The following is a 20,243-nucleotide window of genomic DNA, read 5'->3' as shown; positions in this document are numbered from 1 at the left end:
GCTCACGGCCTGTCTCCTGTTACGTCGGGGTGCTTCGAACCATAAGGGTACTGAGTGCCATTTGCAAAGGCACTCAGTACCCTCGTTCGCGATTTCGATGGTACGGTCCGAGCCATGAGCCAGGAACGCGAGCGCGCGGGGAGACCCGCCGCCAAGCCGCCGATGCGTGACGCGCTGGTCGCGGCGGCACTGCGGCTGTTCGACGAACGCGGCTTCGAGCAGACCACGGTGGACGACATCGTGGCGCTGGCCGGGGTCGGCCGGCGCTCGTTCTTCCGGTACTTCCCGTCCAAGGAGTCGGTGGTCTTCCCGGACCACGACGGCTGCCTGGCCGAGATGAACGCCTTCCTGGCCGACCCGGCCGGCGCCGCCGAGGACCCGGTCGAGCGGGCCGGCGCGGCCGCCCGGCTGGTGCTGCGGATGTACGCGGCCGACCCGGTGTTCTCGGTGCGCCGCTACCGGCTCACCCGCGAGGTGCCGGCGCTGCGGGCGCACGAGCTGTCCGCGGTCTGGCGCTACGAGCGGGCGCTGGCCGACTACCTGCGCAGCCGTTACGCGCACCGCCCGGACGGCCGGCTGCGGGCCGACGTGGTGGCCGCCGCCGTGGTCGCCGCGCACAACAACGCGCTGCGCAGCTGGCTGCGCTCGGGGGCCGAACGCGACCCGGAGGCGAGTGTGACCGAGGCGCTCGCGTACGTGGTGGCGACCTGGGGCGACCAGGCGCCCGTTCCGGCCGGGCCGACGGCCCGAGGCGAAGAGGCCGACGGGGCCGACGGGGCCGAAGAGGTGCGCGAGGGCGAGGAAGTGGTCGTCCTGGTGGCCCGGCGGGGCACGCCGATGTGGCGGGTGGTGGACGAGATTCAGGCGGCACTCAGTGCCACCTGAGATGCCATAGATCGTCAAATTCCCTGTCCTGGGCGGTCTTGTGCACTGGCACCGAGTGCCATATGGTCTCGGCACGCCCCACTGCCAGCCGCCCCGGAGGGATCCGTGAACCAGACTCTCGTCGCCGAAGCCGCCGTGGAGAGCCCCGTCGAGCTGATCTACCGTCAGTGCGGCTGGTGCAGCTCGCCCACCGAACACTTCCGGCTGCTCTGCCCGGTCTGCGGCTCGACCGAGATGCACGAGCGCAGCAGCGCCGGCCTCGGCGTGGTCCGGCGGATCGGTGCCGTGGTCCGCTCCGAGTACCTGGAGCACCGGATCCGGCAGAACTGCGCCGTCACGCTGGACGAAGGCCTCACCATTGCCGCCGTGGTGACGGCCAGTCGGTACGAGGTGGTCCCGGTAGGCACCCGGGTCCAGCTGCACGCGGTCGGTGAGGACCGCGAGGTGGCCGAGTTCCGGCTGCTGTAGGGGCCGTCGACCCGGGTCCTACGATGGGCGCATGAGCAACCGCTCGCAGCTCCCAGCTGCGCACCATGTGCAGGAACCGGTGACCGAGGAGCGGCTGGAGATCGCCGCCGGGATCCTGGCGATGCTCTCCGACCGCACCCGCCTCGCGCTGCTGCACCGGCTCGGACAGGGTGAGGCCGACGTCACCACGTTGACCGAGGCGTGCGGTGCGGCGCGCACCTCGGTCAGCCAGCACCTCGGGAAGCTGCGGCTGGCCGGGCTGGTGACGACCCGCAAGGACGGCCGCCGCGTGGTGTACGCGCTGCGCCACGGCCACCTGCGCCGCCTGGTGGACGAGGCGCTGAACGTGGCCGAGCACGAGCTGCGGCACCTGCCGGCCCACGACTGAGCCCGCGGCCCCCCGGGGGGCGAAACGAAAATCCCCTCGATCATTCCTCGGCGGCCAACCCCTGCGTTGCGCCGGAGGCCAGGACGCCGGTGACGAAGTCCGCCAGCTGTGACCGCAGTCGTTCCCGCGGGATTCGCTCCGCTCCGGCCAGGTGCTCGACGAGGTCGGCCCGGGTGGCGGCCAGCAGGGCGTGGGCGGTGAAGCCGCTGTCGGCCAGGCCGGGGACCTGCTCCAGGACGGTTCGGAGCAGGCTGTGCCACCGCTCGTAGTGCTCCGCCCGGTAGGGGCTGCTGCTCCCGCTCTCCTCCAGGGCCAGCGCGAGGCGCCGGTTGTCGAGTTTGAAGCACAGGACGGCATCGAGCAGGGCGGGCACGCGGTCTCGTGCAGGGGTCGCGGGCCCCAGCGGCGGTGGGCCGATCTCGACGGCCTGCCTGATCGGTTCCAGCCGTGCCTCGTACAGCGCGCGGAGCAGCCCGGCGCGATCGCCGAAGGCCCGGAAGAGCGTGCCCTTGCCGACGCCGGCCGCCGCAGCGACGTCGGCCATGGTGACGTCCTCGGGACTCTCGCAGTGGACGAAAAGGGCGTCGGCGGCCGTGAGCACGGCCTCCCGGTTGCGGGCGGCGTCCTTGCGGGGCCTGCGCTCGGTCATGCCGCACCTCCAGTTGCAAAGCGGACCCGTGGTCCGTATTGTCAAACCGGACCTAGGGTCCGCATTCTAACTGGAGGTTGCCCATGTCCGCACCGACCGCCCCGGCGGATCTGTACCGCCACAGCCTGCGACTGCTGCTCGACAAGGACATGTCCGCGTGGGTCGCCCTGTGGGCCGAGGACGGCCTCATGGAGTTCCCCTTCGCCCCCGACGGCTGGCCCCAGCGGCTGGAGGGCAAGGAGGCCATCGCCGCCTACATGCGCCACTACCCCGACCACATCGACCTGTACGACTTCCCCGACCTGCGGATCCATCAGACCACCGACCCGCAGACCATCGTGGTCGAGATGCGCGGCGTCGGCCGCATGGTGGAGAGCGACGCGCCCTTCGACATGACCTACATCGCCGTTGTGACGGTTCGAGACGGACACCTCACCTCTTACCGCGACTACTGGAACCCCCTCGCCGTCCAGGAATCCGGCGCCGCCTTCGCCGGGAGCAGCCGATGACCACCACCGGCACCACGCTGGTCCTCGGCGCCACCGGCACCACCGGCAGCCGCACCGCCGCACAGCTGACGGCCGCGGGTCACCGCGTCAAAGCCGCCGGCCGCCGGGCCGCCCCGGTCGCGACCGCGACTGCCGCCCCGGTCGCCGGCGCCGAGGCGGTCCGGTTCGACTGGTACGACCCCGCTACCCACGCGGCCGCCCTCGAGGGCGTCGACCGCGTCTACCTGGTCCCGCCCCCGGGCGATGCCGACCCCGCGGCGATCATGCTGCCGTTCCTCCGTCAGGCCCGCGCCGCCGGCGTGCACCGCGCGGTGCTGCTGAGCTCCTCGGCCATCCCCGAGGGCGGCCCGGCGGTGGGAGCTGTGCACCGGGCCCTGCCCGACCTCTTCGAACAGTGGGCGGTGCTGCGGCCCTCGTGGTTCATGCAGAACTTCACCGGTACGCACGCGCACGCCCGCAGCATCCGGGACGAGGGCATCATCTGGACCGCCACCGACCGCGGCCGGGTCGGCTTCGTCGACGCCGGGGACATCGCGGCCGTCGCCGTCTGCGCTCTGACCGACGAGCAGGCCCCCAACGCCGATCTCGTCCTCACCGGACCCGAGCCGCTCGGCTACGACGACATCGCGGCGATCATCACCGAGGTCACCGGTCGGTCCGTGGTCCACCGCCGTCTGTCGTACCAACAGATGCGCGACCGCCTCACGGCGCAGATGCCGGGGGAGTTCGCCGCGATGCTGGCCGGTATGGACCGCGCCATCGCCGGAGGTGCGGAGGACCGCACCACCGACACCGTCCAGCGCCTTACCGGTCGGCCCCCGCGCACCTTCCGAGCCCTCCTGGAGAGGGAGATGCGATGCGGCAGCTGATGTGCCAGGACGGTCAGGCGGTCCCAGCGCGAGACCCTCGGTCAGGACGCCGCTGAGTGCCGCACCGTGCTCCGCCGCACCGCCCACCCGGCTTCGCCTCCGGATGACCCTGGCCGGGCCCCAAGGCTTGCGGCCGCGGGCGAGTTGGCGCCAATATGTGCGCAGGTGTTGACGTAACCAACTGTGCTCGCGTCCAGTCGAGGTGCCCGCCATGCTCGCCGTGCTCCGCCACCGCGCCTACCGCCGTCTGTTCACCGCCCAGCTGGTCGCCCTGGTCGGCACCGGGCTGGCCACCGTGGCGCTCAGCCTGCTGGCCTACGACCTGGCCGGGGACCGGGCCGGCACGGTGCTGGGCACGGCGCTGGCGATCAAGATGGTGGCCTTCGTCGGCCTGGCCCCGCTGATCAGTGCGCAGGCGCACCGGTTGCCGCGCAAGGCCCTGCTGGTGGGGGCCGACCTGCTGCGGGCCGCGGTGGCGCTCACGTTGCCGCTGGTGGACCGGGTCTGGCAGGTCTACCTGCTGGTCTTCCTGCTGCAGGCCGCCTCGGCCGCCTTCACCCCGGCCTTCCAGTCGGTGATACCCGAACTGCTGCCCGAGGAGCGGGAGTACACCCGGGCCCTGTCGCTCACCAGCCTCACCTACGACCTGGAGAGCCTGTTCAGCCCGGCGCTGGCGGCGGTGCTGCTCACCCTGGTCGGCTACCACCGGCTCTTCCTCGGCACGGCGGCCGGGTTCGCCGCCTCGGCGGTGCTGGTCACCTCGGTGGCGCTGCCGGGACAGCTGCGGCGGGCGGTGCCGGGCGGGGTGCTGGTCCGGGCCGCGCGCGGTGTCCGGCTGCTGTGGGGCGCGCCGCCGCTGCGGGCGCTGCTCGCCCTGGACCTGACGGTGGCGGCGGCCGGCGCGGTGGTCTTCGTCAACACCGTCGGCTTCGTGCGCGAGTACCTGCACCGGGGTGCGGGCGACGTGCCGCTCGCCCTGGGCGCCTACGGGGCCGGGTCGATGACGGCGGCCCTGCTGCTACCCGGCCTGCTGGAGCGGGTGGCCGAGCGGCGGGTGCTGCTGGCCGCCGGGAGTTTGCTCGGCGCGCTCTTCCTGCCGCTCGGGCTGCTCGCGCTCGCCCCGGCCGGCGGCTGGCGGTGGCCGGCCCTGCTGGCGCTGTGGGCGGCGATCGGGGCGGGCAGCGCGCTGGTCACCGCGCAGGCCGGGCGGCTGGTGCGGCGGTGCGTCGACCCGGCGGACCGGGCCGACGCCTTCGCGGGACAGTTCTCCCTCTCGCACAGCTGCTGGCTGCTCAGCTACCCGCTGGCCGGCTGGCTGGGCCCGGCCGGCGCGCTGCCGGTGCTCGGACTGCTCGCGCTGCTGGGGCTGGGCGCGGCGGTGCGCAGCCTGCCCCGGCTGAGCGGGCGCCCCGAGCCGGCCGGTCAGCCCTTGCGGGCCACCCAGACGGCGGCCAGGCGCAGCACCGGGTTGTCCGCGAGCGAGGGGGCACCGGCCTCGGGGCGCCACTGGGAGACGGTCACCACGCCCGGGTCCACCGGGGTCAGGTCGCCGAGGAACGCAGCCACCTGATCCAGCGTGCGGAACTGGGCCCGGCCCACCCCCTGGCGCAGCACCGCCTCGGTGGCGGCCGCCTCCTGGTCGTCGCCGGCGGCGAGCAGGTGGTGCAGGAACACGTAGCTGCCGGACGGGAGCGCCGCGACCAGCTCGCCCAGGATCCGGGCCGGCTCCTCCTCGTCCAGCACGTAGTGCAGGATCCCGCAGAGCAGCAGGCCGATCGGCTGCTCGAAGTCCAGGTGGTCACGCAACCGCTCGTCGGTCAGCAGGGCGGCCGGGTCGCGCAGGTCGCCGGCCACCACCACGGTCTGCGGGTTGTCGGCGAGCAGGGCGCGGGCGTGGGTGAGCACCACGGGGTCGTTGTCCACGTACACCACCCGGGTGGCCGGGTCGACGGAGTGCGCGATCTGGTGCACGTTGTCGGCCGTGGGCAGGCCCGAGCCCAGGTCCAGCAGCTGGCGCAGGCCCGCCTCGCCGACCAGGTACCGCACCACCCGACGCAGCACCGCCCGCTGCGCGCGCACCCCGAGCTGCACCTCGGGCAGCGTCTCCTCGATCCGCTGGGCCACGATCCGGTCCGCCGGGAAGTTGTCCTTGCCGCCCAGCAGGTAGTCGTAGACCCGCGCGATGTTCGGCGGCGCCGCCTCACCCGGGCCGGTCTGCCAACCGCTGGCGGTCCTCTGCTGCTGCTCCGACACGGCTGGCCTCTCTCTGACGCGGACTCAGCACCAGATGATGGTGGATCATGACCGGTCAGGGCAATGGGGGGTGGGCGGCAGCCCGCGGCCGGGCCCGGCTCACCCCGTCACCGGATGCGGCAGGGCCCGGCTCACACCCTCGCCGCAGTGTCCGCGTCCACCGGCGGGCCGCCGGCCAGGCCGTCGGCGAGGGGGGAACGGGACAGGCTCAGGCAGCCGAACAGGACCAGGGCCAGGGCGGCGAGTTGGGGCAGCAGCCACCAGCCGGTGCGCAGGGTCTCGGCGAACAGGGTGACGCCGTAGCAGGTGCTGATCAGGGCGTCCCCGATGCTGAGCATGGGCTGGGAGGCGGCCAGCGAGCCGGCCTGCAGGGCGTTCTGCAGGACGAAGAGCGAGCCCGCGCCGATCGCGGCCGTCGCGTAGAGCTGCCAGCTGGTGAACAGGGCACCGGCGCCGCCCTCGTTCAGCCGGGCCATCGCGTCCTTCATCAGGGCCGCCGTGAGGGCGTAGCCGCAGGCGGCTGCCAGGCCGAGCGCGGCGGCGCGGGCGTTGCCGTGCACCTTGAGGCCGATGCCCAGGGTCACCGCCAGGAAGGCCCCGCTGGCCAGCAGCGCCGGGAACCAGGAGCCGGGGGAGACCGCCTCGTCCCCGCCGCTGGGCGCGGCCGCGAGCAGGAAGAGCGCCAGGCCGCCGCCCACCTGCACCACCGCGAGCCAGACCGCGCGCGGGAACGAGCGGTGGAACAGCAGCCCGCCCAGCAGCAGGGTGAACGGCAGCTCGATCACGAAGATCGGCTGGACCACCGCGATCGGCCCGGTGGCCAGCGCCACCGCCTGGCAGACCGCCGCCACCATGCTCATCGCGATCCCGCCCAGCCAGACCGGGCGCCGCAGCAGGTCGCGCAGCAGCGACAGGTGCAGCGCGGCCTCCTCCGGCGCCTCGGCGGCGGCCCGCCGCTGCAGCACCGAGGCGGTGCCGTTGCTGATCGCGGTCAGGACGGCGAACAGGATCGAGATCATGCCCCCATCATCGGGGGACCCGCACCCGGCCACCAAGCACTCCGGTGAACGGGTGCCGCGAGCCTGCCGCCCGGGCCGTCACCAGTCGGCCTCCTGATAGTCCTTCAGGAAGACGCCCGAGACCGGCTCGCCCGCCTCGCCGAGCACGATCGGGTGGTAGACCCGGGCGGCGCCGTCCACGATGTCGAGCGGGGTGCGGAAGCCCCTGGCGCTGATCCGGGCCTTCTTCGGGGCCGGGTTCTCGTCGGTGATCCACCCGGTGTCCACCGCGCACATGTGCACGCCGCGCGCGGCGAGCTCGGCCGCGCTGGTGCGGGTGAGCATGTTGAGCGCGGCCTTGGCCATGTTGGTGTGCGGGTGCCCGGCGGTCTTGTTGCGCACCGCGAACCGGCCCTCCACGGCGGTCACGTTGACCACGTAGCGGCGGGGGTGCGGCGAGGCCAGCAGCAGCGGGAGCAGGCGGTCGCAGAGCAGGGCCGGGGCCACCGCGTTGACCAGCTGCACCTCCAGCAGCTCGGCCGGGTCGAGCTCGCCCAGCCGCGCTGACCAGGAGTTGGCGGGGGCGGTGTCGGGCAGCAGGCCGGCCTCGTCGACGGGCAGCGCAGGCCGGCCGGAGCCGGTGCCCGGCCCGAGCGCGGTGCGCAGCGAGAACCCCGGCGCGGCCCACCGCGTCACCTGGTGCGCGGCCGGTCCGGTGAGCGGTACCGACTCGCCCGCGGTCAGCGCGGCGTAGGCGGCGGCCGGGCGGCGGACGGTCTGCGCGGCGTTGTTGACCAGGATGTCGAGCGGTCGGCCCTGGGCGTGCAGGTGCTCGCACAGCGCGAGCACCTGGCGCGGGTCGCGCAGGTCGAGGGCGAGCACGGTCAGGCGGTCCAGCCACTGCTCGCTGCCGGGGGCGGCCTGGAAGCGGCGCACGGTGTCCGCGGGAAAGCGGCTGGTGACGATCAGTTCGGCGCCGTCCCGCAGCATCATCAGGGCCAGCTGGAACCCGATCTTCACCCGTCCGCCGGTGAGCAGCACCCGGCGCCCGCGCAGGTCGGTGGCGAGCGCCCGGTGGGCACCGTTCAGTGCGGCGCAGGCCGGGCAGAGCATGTGGTAGAAGCCGTCCACCTGCTGGTAGTTGGCCTTGCACACGTAGCAGCGGCGGGCGCGGATCAGCTCGCCGGGGGTGCCGGCGGCCGAGGCCAGCGGCGCGTCCTCGCGGCGGTCCGCCGCGCAGGTGGCGGTGGCGGCCAGCACCGCGGCGTCGGCCGCGGCCCGCATATCGCGCTGGCCCTGGCGCCGCTCGCGGCGGCTGTCCCGGGCGAAGGACGCGATCATCCGGTCGGCCCGCCGGCGGGTGCGGTCGCCGAGGGGCAGCTGCCGCAGTCGCCCGAGCGTGCGGGTGAAGGCGGCCAACTCCTCCTCGGTGATGGGTGTCTCGGTTTCGGGCATGGCTCTCCCCGTTCGCCACCTGGGTGTTCGGACCCGCCGGGCCGTGCTGCCGGGCGGTTGTGGCGATGGTAGGGAGCGAGGGGGCCGTGGTGAAACCGGTTTGCGGGCTGCGGACCGGACCGGCACTGCTGCACACTACTGACGCACAGTCAGGTCACCTCGGACGAAAGGCAGCAGCATCTCGTGGTGGACGCCCCCGCACGCCGCCCAACCACCGGGCGGCCGGAGCCCGATGACCTCACGCTGCTGAGCCGCCTGGCCGCCGACCGGGCAGCCCTGCGCGAGCGGTTCGCCGTCGAGGGCGAGCTCACCGGGCTGACCCGGCTCGGCGAGGCACCCGTCGGCGACCCGCGGGCCGGCGACCCGCACACGGCCGGCCCGCAGGGCGTTGACCCGCAAGCCGTCGGCCCGCGCGAGGCCGGTCCGGAGGCCGGCGCACCCGCCGGGCACCTGCTGCAGTTCGCGAACGGCACCCGGATCGTCTACCAGCCCCGCCCGCTCGACGACTTGCTCCTGAGGGTCCAGGACCTGCTGGACCGGCTCAACCCGCAGCTGCGCCTGCCGCTGCTGCAACTCCCGCTGCTGGCCCGGGACGGCTACGGCTGGCGGGCTCACCTGGCTACCGAAGCACCCCGCAGCCAGGACGAGTTGCAGACCTTCCACCATCGGGTGGGCACGCTGGCCGCAGTGCTGCACCTGCTGGCCGGCCCGGGCGGCGGCCGACCGGTGCTGGTCGCGGTGCGCGACCAGCCGGTGCTGGTCGACCCGGGAGCGGCGCACCACCCCGGTCACCCCGCCCACCCCGACCAGCCCGGCGACCGCTCCGCCGCCGAGCGCCTGGCCCGGCACGACCTGCGGCACTCCGTGCTGCGCAGCGGCCTGCTGCCGACCCGCAGCCGGCAGGAGGCCGCGCACACCGAGCAGCTGGCGGCCGGCTTCACCGAGGCGTACCGACTGCTGGCCGCCGAGCAGCCTGCCCGGCTGGACCCGGCCGACCTGGACCGCGAGCTGTGGCTGCTCCGGCTGGCCGTAAGCACCGCCGATGGGCCGGTGGAGCCGCGCCGCCGGCCGACGGTGCTGGTCACCGAGCGGCTCGCCGGGCCCCCGCCCACCGCGGCCGGCCTGCGCGAGCGGGCGCTGGCCAAGGCGCTGGCGGCGGCCGAGGAGCTGCTGCGCGCGGCCTACCGCTCGGGCGACCCGGTCGACCCAGTCGACCTGGCCTGGCTCGGTCCCACCTGGGCCGCGCCCGGCCGCTGGACGCCGGCCGAGCTGGGGCCGGACCTGTACAGCGGGACGGCCGGGGTGCTGCTCTTCCTGCACCAGCTGGGCCGGGTCAGCGGGGACGCAGACCTCCAGCAGGCGGCCCGCGGCGCCGAGCTGACCCTGCACCGGCAGCTGCGGCGGACCGCGGACCGGCTGGGCGGCGGACTGGCCGGGACGGGCGGCGTGCTGTACGCCCTGGCCCAGCTGGCGGCGGACCGGCCCGGTGACCGCGAGGTGGAGGCGGCGGCGGACCTGATGCTGCGACGAGTCGCGGCGACCGCCGCCGCGGACAGCGGATACGACCTGCTGGCGGGCAACGCCGGCACTATCGGCGGGCTGCTGGCCTGGGGCGCGGTCCGTCCGAGCGGTGCGGTGACCGACGCGGTGGCCCGGTGTGCCCGCCACCTGGCGGCGGCCGGCCGGGTGCAGAGCGAGGGCGGTACCGGGTGGCCCACGGCAGGCGCGGGGCGCCCGCTGGCGGGGTTCGCGCACGGCGGCTCGGGCATCGGGTGGGCCCTGGCCAAGGCCGGCGAGCTGCTCGGCGAGGCCCGGCTCGCGGAGCTGGCGCTGGACGCGCTGGACCACGAGCGCACGCTCTTCGACCCGAAGGCGGCCAACTGGCGCGACGCCCGGGTGGCCGACGGACCGCCGAGCTACCCCGTGCTCTGGTGCCACGGCGCGGCCGGGATCGCCCTGGCCCGGGTGGAACTGGCCGAGCTGCTGGACAACGACCTGCTGCGCAAGGAGCGCGACATCGCCCTGGAGACCGTGGTGCGGCACGGCTTCGGACTGGACTTCTCCCTGTGCCACGGGGACTTCGGGAACCTGGAGCCGCTGCTGCTGGCCGGCGAGCCGTGGCACACCGTGGGGGTGCGGCGGGCGGCGAGCACGCTGGACGCCTTGGACGAGCGGGGCTGGGTCTGCGGGCTCCCGCAGGGCCTGGCCAACCCGTCGCTGCTGGTCGGGCTGGCGGGGATCGGGCACGGGCTGCTGCGCCTGGCGGCGCCGGCGGACGTGCCGGCGCTGCTGGCCCTGCATCCGCCCATACCCCGATAGCCTTGTCAACTTCTGCGGCGCGCTGCTGCGAAGAGGGCTCCTGGTGGGGGTCTGGCCGGTAGCCTTGCCTGGTCTAGCGGCGAGCCGGGGAGGACGCGGGTATGGCGGAGGCACTGATCATCGGCGTCGGGGGGCTGGAGCCGGAGGTGGCCGCGAGCGCGTTCGTGGCGCCGACGGCCGTAGTGGTGGGCGCGGTGCGGCTGGGGGAGCGGGCGAGCGTGTGGTACCAGGCGGTGCTGCGCGGGGACGCCGAGTCGATCACGGTCGGCGCCGAGTCCAACATCCAGGACAACTGCACGGTGCACGCCGACCCCGGTTTCCGGGTGGAGGTCGGGCGCCGGGTCACCGTGGGCCACAACGCGGTGCTGCACGGCTGCGTGCTGGAGGACGACGTCCTGGTCGGCATGGGCGCCACCGTGCTCAACGGGGCCCGGATCGGAGCCGGTTCGCTGATCGCCGCCGGTGCGGTGGTGCAGCAGGGCACCCAGGTGCCGCCCGGCTCGATGGTGGCCGGGGTGCCGGCCCGGGTGAAGCGCGAGGTGACGGCCGACGAGCTGCTCAGCATCAAGGCCAACGCCGAGGGCTACCTGCTGCTGGCCGAGGCGCACGCGGCCCACGCGGCTCCGGTGGGCCAGGTGAGGTGAGTGGGAGGGACGTCAGGACGCGTACTGCCCTGACGTCCCGTCACCGCCGGCAGGCGAGCCTCACATCCCGGGCCCGTCGTACGCCCCGCGGTTCGGTTTGCCGGTCGCCGACACCGGGTTGCCCCACAGGTCCTGGCCGCCGTTGCCGCTCACCACGGCGCCGTTCAGCAGGCCGGGCGAGGTGGTGCGCAGGCGGTACCCGCCCAGCGAGTCCAGGGTGTCCCCGCCGGTACCGGGGGCGAGCAGGCCGGGGTCTCCCACGATCCCGTTCGCGGTCGGCCGCGGCACGTTCTGCCACATGTTCCACTCGTAGTCGATCCCGGCCCCGGTCGGCATGGCGGAGTCGGAGGTCCCCACCCAGATGTTGTTCCAGACGTGACTGGTGGTCGGCCACTGGACGGTGAGCCGGTGGTTGGGGCAGTACACCGTGTTGTTGTAGAACCAGAGGGTGGACGCGTTGCCGCTGCTGATGATCCGGCAGTCGTTCTGCGCCACGTTGTACCGCACGATCTCGGTCGCCCCGCCCGAGGTGCCGCAGCCGTCGCAGTTGAGGAACAGCCCGCCCGCGTTGTCGTGGCTGTAGTTGTACTGGACGGTGCAGGTGCCGGTGTTCCCCCAGTCGCAGTCGAAGGCCTCGCTGTCGTAGGCCGACATCACGCTGCCGTGGACGACGTTGTGCTGCAGCACGGGGTTGTGGTCGCCGAGCACCCACATCCCGGCGAAGTTGCCGCCGGTCCACGGGTAGCTGCCGGTACCCAGGTCGGCGGCGGTGTTGTACTGGACCATCGGCGACTCGGCGTAGGAGACGATGATCCCGTCGCCGCCGACGGCGCTGACCGTGTTCTGCTCGACCAGCACGCCGGTGCCCCTGGCGGCCGCCGCGCCGACCCGGACCTTGATGCCGCCGCCCCCGCAGTCGCTCACCCGGGTGTGGTGGACCGTCACCTGGTTGAGGGTGGAGCCGGTGCCGGTGGTGCCGAACCGGATGCAGGCGGAGTTGGCGAAGGCGGTGGCGTAGCTCGCCTTGTCGGTCTGGCCGGCCACGCCGTCGACGAGCAGGCCGTCGACGTCGTAGCCGCGGTGCGCGGTGCCGTCGGTGGACTGGATCAGCAGGCCCTCGCGCTGGGCCAGGGCGGTGGCGTTGTCGGTCAGCTCGATCGCGCCGATGGTCCAGTAGTCCTGGTTGGTGAGGGTGAGCGCGCTCTCGGCGCCGGTGCCGTCGAGCACGGGCGCGGCGCCGCTGCCGTAGGGGGCGATGGTGACCGGGGCGGTCGCGGTGCCGCTGCCGAGCGGAGCCAGGGTGCCGGTGCAGCGGGTGCCGGCCGCGATCGCGAGGGTGTCGCCGGGGCGGAAGGTGAGGGCGTTGACGGCGGCGACCGAGTTGAACGGCGCGGCCAGGCTGCCGTCACCGCCGGAGGGCTGCGAGCAGTCCAGGTGGACGGTGGTGGCGGTGCCGGCGCCGGCCGGCCCGGTGACCGACGCCGTGGCGGCCAGCACGGTGGCCGCCATGACCGCGGCCCGGATCGCGGTCAGTGCCCGAACTCTCCTGCTGGATGGGCTGGTTCGCATCGAGGGCCCTTCTGGGGGATGGGGTGGGGCCACAAGGTAGGAAGCGGCTGCCGATCGGGTCAAGGGAACCGGAGCGTTCGATCGAATAGTGATCGTCCCTTGATTGAATGATCGATGCCTGCCGGGCGGCTGGGGCCCACGGGACAGCAGAGGGCATTGGCTGGTTTGGCCGCCGTAGAACTGGGCATCAACGGCCTCCCACCAGCAACCGGACGGGAGCGCCCAGATGAACGACAACACCGCGGCGGTCAGGACGACGATGCCGGTAGAGCTGGTCTGCACCGGGCTCGGCGAGCGGATCACCTTCGACGCCACCTGGTGGTACGACGTCGGGGATCCGTACGCCGTCCACGTCGACTTCCTGCTGCCGCTCGGCCTCACCGAGCGGTGGTCCTTCGGCCGCGACCTGCTGGCCGAGGGCCTGGAGGTCCCCACCGGCCGCGGTGACGTGCTGATCGAGCCGGAGGCGGACCACCTGCACGTGCTGCTCCAACTGCGCGGCCTGCACGGCTCGGCCCTGTTGCGCACCGAGGAGGCCGGGCTGAACGAGTTCCTGGGCCGCAGCTACGCCCAGGTGCCGGCCGGCACCGAGCAGTACGAGGCCGACCTGGACCGCTGGCTCGCCGACCTGCCCGAGGAGGGGTGAGCGGGGTGGGCGGGTGGGCCCTGCCGCGGGCCGTCCCGGCCGCCTCCGCCATGCGCGGGGCCCTGCGAGGGCAGAGACTGGCGGCGTGAGCGAACACGTGTACCGAGGGTGGGCCACCCTGATCGACCACGGCTTCGAGATCGCCGTGCACGCCGACCTGGTCGACCGCGGCACCGCCCGCAGCGTCAGCTGGGGCGGCCACCTGCAGGCCGACCGGGACGAGGACTTCGAACTGATGGCGCGGGTCGCCGACGGCCGGCTGCGACTGCCGGGCGGCGAGGAGGCCACCTTCACGGCGGTGGTCAACGAGGTCGGCACCGGGGCCCTGGAGATCGCCAGTGAGGCAGCCGCACCGTTCTGACCCGCACCGGCGCTGGACCCGCGGCCTGCGCAGCGTCGCGGGCCAGATGTTCGCGCTGCAGATCGTGGTGGTGCTGCTGCTGGTGGTGGCCGCGGTCAGCGCGCTGGTGCTGCAGTCCGAGCGGGACAGTGCCCAGGAGGCGCGCAACCGCTCGCTGGCCGTCGCCCAGACCTTCGCCGCCTCCCCCGGCATCGTCGCCGCGCTCGCCTCGCCCGACCCCACCGCGCTGCTGCAGCCCGCCGCCGAGGCGGCCCGGGTCGGCTCCGGGGTGGACTTCGTGGTGGTGCTGAACACCGAGGGCATCCGCTACACCCACCCCAACCCGGACCGGATCGGCCACCAGTTCGTCGGGAACTACCTGCCCGCCACCCAGGGGAACGTGGTGATCGAGCGGGTCAACGGCACCCTGGGGCCCCTGGTGCAGGCCGTGGTGCCGGTCTACGGGCCCGGCCACGTGGTGGTCGGCGAGGTCTCGGCCGGCATCACCACCAGCAAGGTCAGCGGGCTGGCCAACCGCCAGCTGCCGCTGGTGCTCGCCGCCTCCGCCGCCGCCCTCGCGCTGGCCACCGGCGGCACCGCGCTGGCCAGCCGCCGACTGCGGCACCAGACCCACGGGCTCGGTCCGGAAGAGATGACCCGGATGTACGAGCACCACGACGCGGTGCTGCACGCGGTGCGCGAAGGCGTGCTGATCCTGGACCAGGACGGCCGGCTGCTGCTGGTCAACGACGAGGCCCGCCGCCTGCTCGCGCTGCCGCCCGAGGCCGAGGGCCGGCCGCTCGACGAGCTCGGCCTGCCGGCGGCGGCCGTCACGCTGCTGGCCCCGGGCAGCGAGGCCAGCGACGAGATGCTGGCCAGCGGCGAGCGGCTGCTGCTGGTCAGCGTGCGCCCGATCGGACGCGGCGGCGGGCCGCCCGGCAGCGTCGCCACGCTGCGCGACTCCACCGAGCTGCACGCCGTCTCCGCCGCGGCGGTGGCCACCCAGCGCCGGCTGCGGCTGCTCTACGAGGCCACCATGGCGGTCGGCACCACGCTGGACATCTCCCGCACCGCCGAGGAACTGGCCCAGGTCACGGTCCCCGGCTTCGCCGACTACGTCACCGTCGACCTCGCCGAGTCGGTGCTGCGCGGCGACGAGCCCGGCCCTGGCGACAGCGGCCGGGTGCGCCGCACGGCGCTGGGCGCGGTGCGCCCGGACCCGCCGTTCTACCCCGTAGGCGAGCTGATCTCGGTGGTCCCCGCCACCCCGTGGGCCCGCACCCTGGACAGCGGGCGGCCCACCCTGGAGCGGGACCTGCGCGCCGCCACCGCCTGGCAGGCCCAGGACCCGGCCCGGGCCCGGCGGGTGCTCGAGGCCGGTGTCCACTCGCTGCTGCGGGTCCCGCTCAAGGCCCGCGGGGTGCGGCTGGGTACGGTGATGTTCTGGCGCGCCGAGCGGCCCGAGGCCTTCGACCAGGACGACCTGGCGCTGGCCGTCCAGCTCGGTGCCCGGGCCGCGGTGGCGATCGACAACGCCCGCCGCTATGCCCGCGAGCACGCGCTGGCCACCACCCTGCAGCGCTCGCTGCTGCCGCGACGGCTGCCCGAGCAGGACGCGCTCCAGGTCGCCTACCGGTACCTGCCCGCCCAGGCGGGGGTGAGCGGCGACTGGTTCGACGTGATCCCGGTGCCCGGCGCCCGGGTCGCGCTGGTGGTCGGCGACGTGGTCGGGCACGGGCTGCACGCGGCCGCCACCATGGGCCGGCTGCGCACCGCCGTGGCCACCTTCGCCACCCTGGACCTGCCGCCGGACGAGCTGCTCGGCCACCTGGACGACGTGGTCAACCGGCTGGAGCTGGAGCGCGGCCCGGTCGAGGACGGGGACGGGGCCGCGGACGGGCGCGACCGGGGCGCAGTCGGCGGCGGCGGGGGCGAGGGCGCCGGGGTGATCGGCGCCAGCTGCCTGATCGCGGTCTACGACCCGGTGGACCGCACCTGCACGATCGCCCGGGCCGGCCACCCGCCGCCGGTGCTGGTCCGCCCCGACGGCACCGCGGCCTTCCTGGACGTGCCGGCCGGGCCGCCGCTGGGCGTGGGCGGACTGCCGTTCACCGCGGCGGAGTTCGAGCTGCCCGAGGGCAGCCGCCTGGTGCTGTACACGGACGGCCTGGTGGAGGACCGCCGGCGCGACATCGACGAGGGGCTGGAGCGGCTGCGCAGCGCGCTGGAACGCGCCGACCCGGACCCGGAAGCCACCTGCGAGCGGGTGCTGGCCACCCTGATGCCCCCGCACCAGAGCGACGACATCGCGCTGCTGGTGGCCCGCACCCGGGTGCTGCCCGAGGAGCGGGTGGCCCGCTGGGCGGTCGCGGCCGACCCGGCGGCGGTGGCCGGGGTGCGGCGCGAGGTGAGCCGCCGGCTGCATGACTGGGGCCTGGCCGAGCTGGACTTCGCCACCGAGCTGATCCTCAGTGAGCTGCTGACCAACGCGATCCGGTACGCCACCGAGCCCATCCAGGTGCGGCTGCTGCTGGACCGGGTGCTGGTCTGCGAGGTCTGGGACGGCAGCAGCACCGCCCCGCACCTGCGCTACGCCGCCAGCACGGACGAGGGCGGGCGCGGGCTGTTCCTGGTCGCCCAGCTGGCCGCGCGCTGGGGGACCAGGTACACCAAGTCCGGCAAGGTGATCTGGGCGGAGCAGGAACTGCCCTGAGGCGGCCCCGGAACTGAAGGCTTGTCAGCGGCGTTGCAGGCAGCCGCGGACCAGGGCGGCCTGGCCGGCGTGCTGCAGGTCGTCGACCAGGGTGGAGACCAGGCGCACGCCCAGCGTCACCGGCGGGTCCCAGGCCTGGTCGACCACCGTGGCGTAGTCGCGCTCGTGCAGGGTGGCCAGGTAGCCGACGGTCTGGCGGTGGGTCGCCTCGTGGTAGCCGGCCAACTGCTCGGCGGTCGCGTGGAAGCGGCCGACCTGGGTACTGGATGCGCCGTACCCGCTGGCCTCGGCCGGGTAGGGCAGGTCGAACCGCTGCTGCCAGCCGTCGGCCTGCCAGACCTCGGGCAGCTCGGCCACTGCCGCGATCTGGATGTCCTGCACCCGGGTCAGGTGCCAGACCAGCCACCCGACCGGGTTGGTGCGCCCGTCGGCGCCGCGCCAGCGCAGCTCGTCGGGGGTGAGGCCGTCCAGCACCTCGGCCACCGTCTCGCGTACGCGCTCGAAGGAGTCGATCAGCAGCTTGGCGCTCGCGGCGGTCATGGGCGCCTCCGTTCCGTTCGGTGCCGTGCCGTTCTGACTGGTCCCGGGCCGATCTTCGCGCGCCGCGGGCAAAACCGGTGGCCGCGCCGCGCCGGGGCTGCATACACTCGCCGACGACCGCGCGCTGCAGCCGAGTTGTGGCGCCACTGGGACGACGAAGGAGGAGACGGCCATGCGTGCACACGCCGCTGCCGTCGTCCCCGCGTCCCGGTTCGAGGTGATCCTGGTGTCCGGGGTCCACCGGTGCCCGCCGCGCGGCCGGCACCGGGGACCCGCCACCGCCTGAGCATCCGTCAGCCGACGCCTGCTCAGGTCGGGGAGCGGGGCAATCGCGCCGCCCATCTCCCGCACCACCCCGAAAGGCCTCGGGCCATGCGCACCGACCTGACCACCCTGACCACCCCCACGACGCTCACCACCCGGACCGCGCTGAACGTCCGCAACCTCGGCATCCTCGCGCACGTCGACGCGGGCAAGACCACGCTCACCGAGCGGATCCTGTTCGCCACCGGCAGCACCCACAAGCGCGGCGAGGTCCACGACGGCACCACCGTCACCGACTTCGACCCGCAGGAGCGCGAACGCGGCATCACCATCTTCGCCGCCGCGGTCAGCTGCGCCTGGGACGGACACCGGATCAACCTGATCGACACCCCCGGCCACGTCGACTTCGCCGACGAGGTGGAGCGCTCGCTGCGGGTGCTCGACGGTGCGGTCGCGGTCTTCGACGCGGTGGCCGGGGTCGAGCCGCAGAGCGAGTCGGTCTGGCGGCAGGCCGACCGGCACGGCGTGCCGCGGATCGCCTTCGTCAACAAGCTCGACTGGCGGTGCGGACCGACCCGGAGACCGGGCAGACCGTGCTCTCCGGCCTGGGAAAGCTGCACCTGGAGGTCGCGGTGGAGAAGCTGCGCCAGGCCGGCGGCCCCGAGCTGACGGTGGGTCGGCCGCGGGTCTCCTACCGGGAGACGGTCGGGCGCGGCGTTGCCGGGGTGGTCTTCCGGCACGTCAAGCAGGACGGCGGGGCCGGGCAGTTCGCGCACCTGGTGCTGGACGTCGAGCCGTGGTCGCAGGGCGAGTTCGCCTTCGCCTCCACCGTGGTCGGCGGGCGGGTCCCGGCGGAGTACGTGCGGGCGGTCGAGGCCGGCTGCCGGGACGCGCTGGCGGACGGGCCACTGGGCGGGCACCCGGTGACCGGGCTGCGGGTGGTGCTGACGGACGGGGCGACCCATCCCAAGGACTCCTCGGAGCTCGCCTTCCGCACGGCCGGCCGGCTGGGCCTGCGCGAGGCGCTGCGGCGGTGCGCGATGGTGCTGCTGGAGCCGGTCGCGGAGGTGACGGTGACGGTTCCGCAGGAGGCCGTGGGCGCCGTGCTGGGCGACCTCGCGGCCCGCCGCGGCCGGGTCACCGGCCAGGCGGTCCGCTCGGGCACGGCGGTGGTCTCGGCCACCGTCCCGCTGGCCGAGCTGTTCGGCTACGCCACCCGGCTGCGCAGCCGCACCCAGGGGCGCGGGAGGTTCAGCACCCGGGCCGCCGGGTACGCGCCGGCGCCGGCGGAGCGGTGACAGCGGTGACAGCGGTGCGGCGGCCGGGCCTTCGGGCCGCCGCACCCGGCAGGGTCCGTTGAGCCGTTCGGGGTGAGGTGAGCGACGGGGGCCGGGGCCGGTCGTTGGACAGGGCATGACGCTGACGACCCGCAGCCGGCTCGCCGCCGGCGTTGCCACCGCCGCCCTCGCCGTGCTCGCCGCCGCCCCGTGCGCCGCGGCCGAGAGCCTGGGCGGCCCGCCGCCGACGGCCGCAGAGGCGGCTCGCCCGATCACCGAGCGGGTGCCGGACCTGGTGGTGACCACGGCCAGGGACGGCGCCGCGGGGTTGGTGGGCGGGCACTCCTGAGAGTGCGTCGGGCGGGACGGGGCGAGGGGCAGGTCAGGTCAGGTCAGGTCAGGCCTGGTCGAAGCAGGGGGCGGCGACCTGTGAGTCGGCGCATCCTGCCGCACGAGCCCGGCCCCGTCCTGCGCGTGACCCCGCCGCCCTACCCGGCCGGGGTCGGAAGCCGTAGTCTGCTGGGACCGCTGGGAGTACGGTTGGCCGCATGACGCTACTCGCCGGTAGGCGCTGCTACAACGTGGTCAATCCGCTGCACTCGATGGTCTACTTCGCGCCGGAGACCCAGACGGAGTTCACCGCGCTGGGGCTGGAGCGGGGTGCGATGAGCTACTTCGCCGGGCGGGCCGCCGCGATGGGGCGGGTCGGGGCCGGGGTGGTGGCCGGAACGTTCTACAACTTCAACCCGGCGCTGATCGCCCGTCACGTCCCCGCACTGTGGGAGATCGCCGCGCCCGAGCAGGTGCTGGCGGCCCGGCTGCGCGCTGTGGCCGCCGCTCAGCAGCGCACGCTGGGCGCCGAGTTGCTGGCCTCGGCGGAGCTGGCCGAGGCGGCCGAGCTGGCGCTGCGGGCCAGCCAGGCGTGCGCCCCGGCCGGGCGGCCGCTGTACGCGGCGCACGCGGAGCTGGCCGTGCCCGAGGAGCCCGGGCTGCGCCTGTGGCACGCGGCCACGCTGCTGCGCGAACACCGGGGGGACGGGCACCTGGCCGCCCTGCTGGATGCCGAACTGGACGGACTGGAGGCGCTGATCAGCCACACTGCGACCGGCAAGGGCTTCCTCCCCGAGGCGGCGCGGGCCACCCGGGGCTGGAGCGAGCAGGAGTGGGCCGCCGCCGAGGACCGGCTGCGCTCGCGCGGGCTGCTGGACGCGGTGGGCGAGTTGACCGAGGCCGGCGAGCAGCTGCGCCAGCAGATCGAGGAGCGCACGGACCGGCTGGCCGTGGCGCCCTACCAGCTGCTCGGCGAGGCGGGGGTGGCCCGGCTCACCGAGCTGGCGGGCAAGCTGACGGCGGCAACGGTGGCCAACGGGGCATTCCCCGGCGGTGTCTTCGCGACCGACGCGGGCCGAAGGTAGGCTGCGGACCGCGCCGAGTGCTCTGCTGACCGGGTCGCCCGA

Annotated in this window: 18 protein-coding genes and 2 pseudogenes; 14 read left to right on the top strand and 6 right to left on the bottom strand. The window is 74.5% G+C overall.

Annotation, left to right across the window (positions count from 1 at the left end; all coding sequences use genetic code 11):
• The first annotated feature begins 114 nt into the window (after positions 1-114).
• The 3 genes from C7C46_RS01285 (at position 115) to C7C46_RS01275 (ending at position 1,741) form a co-directional block, all read left to right on the top strand.
• The gene (locus C7C46_RS01285) at positions 115-885 is read left to right on the top strand and encodes a TetR family transcriptional regulator (RefSeq protein WP_245983982.1); all 771 of its coding nucleotides are present in this window, start codon (positions 115-117) and stop codon (positions 883-885) included.
• Between the two features lie 105 nt (positions 886-990).
• The gene (locus C7C46_RS01280) at positions 991-1,353 is read left to right on the top strand and encodes a PhlB family protein (RefSeq protein ID WP_110664656.1); all 363 of its coding nucleotides are present in this window, start codon (positions 991-993) and stop codon (positions 1,351-1,353) included.
• A gap of 31 nt (positions 1,354-1,384) precedes the next feature.
• Positions 1,385-1,741, top strand: a complete 357-nt coding sequence (locus C7C46_RS01275) for an ArsR/SmtB family transcription factor (RefSeq protein WP_110664655.1) — start codon at positions 1,385-1,387, stop codon at positions 1,739-1,741.
• 40 nt (positions 1,742-1,781) lie between these two features.
• Here the strand turns inward: C7C46_RS01275 and C7C46_RS01270 are convergent, their stop codons facing one another.
• The gene (locus C7C46_RS01270; RefSeq protein ID WP_110664654.1) at positions 1,782-2,390 is read right to left on the bottom strand and encodes a TetR/AcrR family transcriptional regulator; all 609 of its coding nucleotides are present in this window, start codon (positions 2,388-2,390) and stop codon (positions 1,782-1,784) included.
• An 83-nt stretch (positions 2,391-2,473) separates the two neighbouring features.
• Here C7C46_RS01270 and C7C46_RS01265 point away from each other — a divergent pair, with 83 nt between their 5' ends.
• The 3 genes from C7C46_RS01265 to C7C46_RS01255 all read left to right on the top strand — a co-directional run bounded on the left by C7C46_RS01265 (position 2,474) and on the right by C7C46_RS01255 (position 5,338).
• On the top strand, positions 2,474-2,899 hold the full coding sequence (locus C7C46_RS01265) for a nuclear transport factor 2 family protein (protein WP_110664653.1): 426 nt from the start codon (positions 2,474-2,476) through the stop codon (positions 2,897-2,899).
• Positions 2,896-3,768 carry an NmrA family NAD(P)-binding protein gene (locus tag C7C46_RS01260; RefSeq protein WP_110664652.1) on the top strand — a complete coding sequence of 291 codons (873 nt, stop codon included), beginning with the start codon at positions 2,896-2,898 and terminating at the stop codon, positions 3,766-3,768. Before C7C46_RS01265 ends, C7C46_RS01260 begins: the two co-directional genes overlap by 4 nt.
• 211 nt (positions 3,769-3,979) lie before the next feature.
• On the top strand, positions 3,980-5,338 hold the full coding sequence (locus C7C46_RS01255; protein WP_146258954.1) for an MFS transporter: 1,359 nt from the start codon (positions 3,980-3,982) through the stop codon (positions 5,336-5,338).
• Here the strand turns inward: C7C46_RS01255 and C7C46_RS36160 are convergent.
• The 3 genes and pseudogenes from C7C46_RS36160 to C7C46_RS01240 form a co-directional block, all read right to left on the bottom strand.
• Positions 5,290-6,021 (bottom strand): annotated as a pseudogene (locus C7C46_RS36160) (SAM-dependent methyltransferase); the annotation flags it as partial. The gene C7C46_RS01255 and the pseudogene C7C46_RS36160 sit on opposite strands and share 49 nt — an antisense overlap.
• Positions 6,022-6,152: 131 nt before the next feature.
• Positions 6,153-7,040 (bottom strand): DMT family transporter, encoded by an 888-nt coding sequence (locus C7C46_RS01245; RefSeq protein ID WP_110664650.1) that lies wholly within the window; start codon positions 7,038-7,040, stop codon positions 6,153-6,155.
• Between the two features lie 78 nt (positions 7,041-7,118).
• A complete protein-coding gene (locus C7C46_RS01240) occupies positions 7,119-8,474 on the bottom strand; it encodes an SDR family NAD(P)-dependent oxidoreductase (RefSeq protein WP_110664649.1) in 1,356 nt (451 codons plus the stop codon).
• A 186-nt stretch (positions 8,475-8,660) separates the two neighbouring features.
• On the opposite strand from C7C46_RS01240, the gene C7C46_RS01235 reads away from it, so the two are divergent.
• Both C7C46_RS01235 and C7C46_RS01230 read left to right on the top strand, forming a co-directional pair.
• Positions 8,661-10,793: a lanthionine synthetase LanC family protein gene (locus tag C7C46_RS01235; RefSeq protein WP_146258953.1), complete on the top strand. Its 2,133-nt coding sequence runs from the start codon at positions 8,661-8,663 to the stop codon at positions 10,791-10,793.
• A gap of 101 nt (positions 10,794-10,894) precedes the next feature.
• Positions 10,895-11,437 carry a gamma carbonic anhydrase family protein gene (locus tag C7C46_RS01230; protein ID WP_110664645.1) on the top strand — a complete coding sequence of 181 codons (543 nt, stop codon included), beginning with the start codon at positions 10,895-10,897 and terminating at the stop codon, positions 11,435-11,437.
• A gap of 60 nt (positions 11,438-11,497) precedes the next feature.
• Here the strand turns inward: C7C46_RS01230 and C7C46_RS01225 are convergent, their stop codons facing one another.
• Entirely contained in the window at positions 11,498-13,006 is a 1,509-nt protein-coding gene (locus C7C46_RS01225; protein WP_110664644.1) for a right-handed parallel beta-helix repeat-containing protein, read from the bottom strand.
• A 226-nt stretch (positions 13,007-13,232) separates the two neighbouring features.
• Between C7C46_RS01225 and C7C46_RS01220 the strand changes: the two genes are divergently transcribed.
• From C7C46_RS01220 to C7C46_RS01210, 3 genes are all read left to right on the top strand, one after another.
• Positions 13,233-13,652, top strand: a complete 420-nt coding sequence (locus C7C46_RS01220; protein ID WP_110664643.1) for an SsgA family sporulation/cell division regulator — start codon at positions 13,233-13,235, stop codon at positions 13,650-13,652.
• A gap of 85 nt (positions 13,653-13,737) precedes the next feature.
• A complete protein-coding gene (locus tag C7C46_RS01215; protein WP_146258952.1) occupies positions 13,738-14,013 on the top strand; it encodes a hypothetical protein in 276 nt (91 codons plus the stop codon).
• Between the two features lie 46 nt (positions 14,014-14,059).
• Positions 14,060-16,705, top strand: a complete 2,646-nt coding sequence (locus tag C7C46_RS01210; protein ID WP_110664680.1) for a SpoIIE family protein phosphatase/ATP-binding protein — start codon at positions 14,060-14,062, stop codon at positions 16,703-16,705.
• A gap of 24 nt (positions 16,706-16,729) precedes the next feature.
• On the opposite strand, the gene C7C46_RS01205 is transcribed toward C7C46_RS01210, so the two are convergent.
• Positions 16,730-17,245 carry a mycothiol transferase gene (locus tag C7C46_RS01205; RefSeq protein WP_181442129.1) on the bottom strand — a complete coding sequence of 172 codons (516 nt, stop codon included), beginning with the start codon at positions 17,243-17,245 and terminating at the stop codon, positions 16,730-16,732.
• 372 nt (positions 17,246-17,617) lie between these two features.
• Here C7C46_RS01205 and C7C46_RS01200 point away from each other — a divergent pair.
• The 3 genes and pseudogenes from C7C46_RS01200 to C7C46_RS01190 all read left to right on the top strand — a co-directional run bounded on the left by C7C46_RS01200 (position 17,618) and on the right by C7C46_RS01190 (position 20,201).
• Positions 17,618-18,807, top strand: a pseudogene (locus C7C46_RS01200) (GTP-binding protein).
• 115 nt (positions 18,808-18,922) lie between these two features.
• The gene (locus tag C7C46_RS01195) at positions 18,923-19,135 is read left to right on the top strand and encodes a hypothetical protein (RefSeq protein ID WP_110664641.1); all 213 of its coding nucleotides are present in this window, start codon (positions 18,923-18,925) and stop codon (positions 19,133-19,135) included.
• A gap of 199 nt (positions 19,136-19,334) precedes the next feature.
• The gene (locus tag C7C46_RS01190; protein ID WP_110664640.1) at positions 19,335-20,201 is read left to right on the top strand and encodes an SCO6745 family protein; all 867 of its coding nucleotides are present in this window, start codon (positions 19,335-19,337) and stop codon (positions 20,199-20,201) included.
• Positions 20,202-20,243 lie beyond the last annotated feature (42 nt).

Source organism: Streptomyces tateyamensis, from assembly GCF_003205575.1.
GTDB classification, from domain to species: Bacteria; Actinomycetota; Actinomycetes; order Streptomycetales; family Streptomycetaceae; genus Kitasatospora; species Kitasatospora tateyamensis.
Note: the sequence above shows the minus strand (reverse complement) of the source record. Positions and strands in the feature narration are given on the sequence as shown.

Coding starts and splice junctions, on each gene's coding strand:
- C7C46_RS01270 (WP_110664654.1), bottom strand. CDS start 2,390: ATGACCGAGCGCAGGCCCCGCAAGGACGCCGCCCGCAACCGGGAGGCC.
- C7C46_RS01220 (WP_110664643.1), top strand. CDS start 13,233: ATGAACGACAACACCGCGGCGGTCAGGACGACGATGCCGGTAGAGCTG.
- C7C46_RS01255 (WP_146258954.1), top strand. CDS start 3,980: ATGCTCGCCGTGCTCCGCCACCGCGCCTACCGCCGTCTGTTCACCGCC.
- C7C46_RS01240 (WP_110664649.1), bottom strand. CDS start 8,474: ATGCCCGAAACCGAGACACCCATCACCGAGGAGGAGTTGGCCGCCTTC.
- C7C46_RS01195 (WP_110664641.1), top strand. CDS start 18,923: ATGACGCTGACGACCCGCAGCCGGCTCGCCGCCGGCGTTGCCACCGCC.
- C7C46_RS01210 (WP_110664680.1), top strand. CDS start 14,060: ATGTTCGCGCTGCAGATCGTGGTGGTGCTGCTGCTGGTGGTGGCCGCG.
- C7C46_RS01285 (WP_245983982.1), top strand. CDS start 115: ATGAGCCAGGAACGCGAGCGCGCGGGGAGACCCGCCGCCAAGCCGCCG.
- C7C46_RS01260 (WP_110664652.1), top strand. CDS start 2,896: ATGACCACCACCGGCACCACGCTGGTCCTCGGCGCCACCGGCACCACC.
- C7C46_RS01205 (WP_181442129.1), bottom strand. CDS start 17,245: ATGACCGCCGCGAGCGCCAAGCTGCTGATCGACTCCTTCGAGCGCGTA.
- C7C46_RS01230 (WP_110664645.1), top strand. CDS start 10,895: ATGGCGGAGGCACTGATCATCGGCGTCGGGGGGCTGGAGCCGGAGGTG.
- C7C46_RS01245 (WP_110664650.1), bottom strand. CDS start 7,040: ATGATCTCGATCCTGTTCGCCGTCCTGACCGCGATCAGCAACGGCACC.
- C7C46_RS01190 (WP_110664640.1), top strand. CDS start 19,335: ATGACGCTACTCGCCGGTAGGCGCTGCTACAACGTGGTCAATCCGCTG.
- C7C46_RS01275 (WP_110664655.1), top strand. CDS start 1,385: ATGAGCAACCGCTCGCAGCTCCCAGCTGCGCACCATGTGCAGGAACCG.
- C7C46_RS01265 (WP_110664653.1), top strand. CDS start 2,474: ATGTCCGCACCGACCGCCCCGGCGGATCTGTACCGCCACAGCCTGCGA.
- C7C46_RS01225 (WP_110664644.1), bottom strand. CDS start 13,006: ATGCGAACCAGCCCATCCAGCAGGAGAGTTCGGGCACTGACCGCGATC.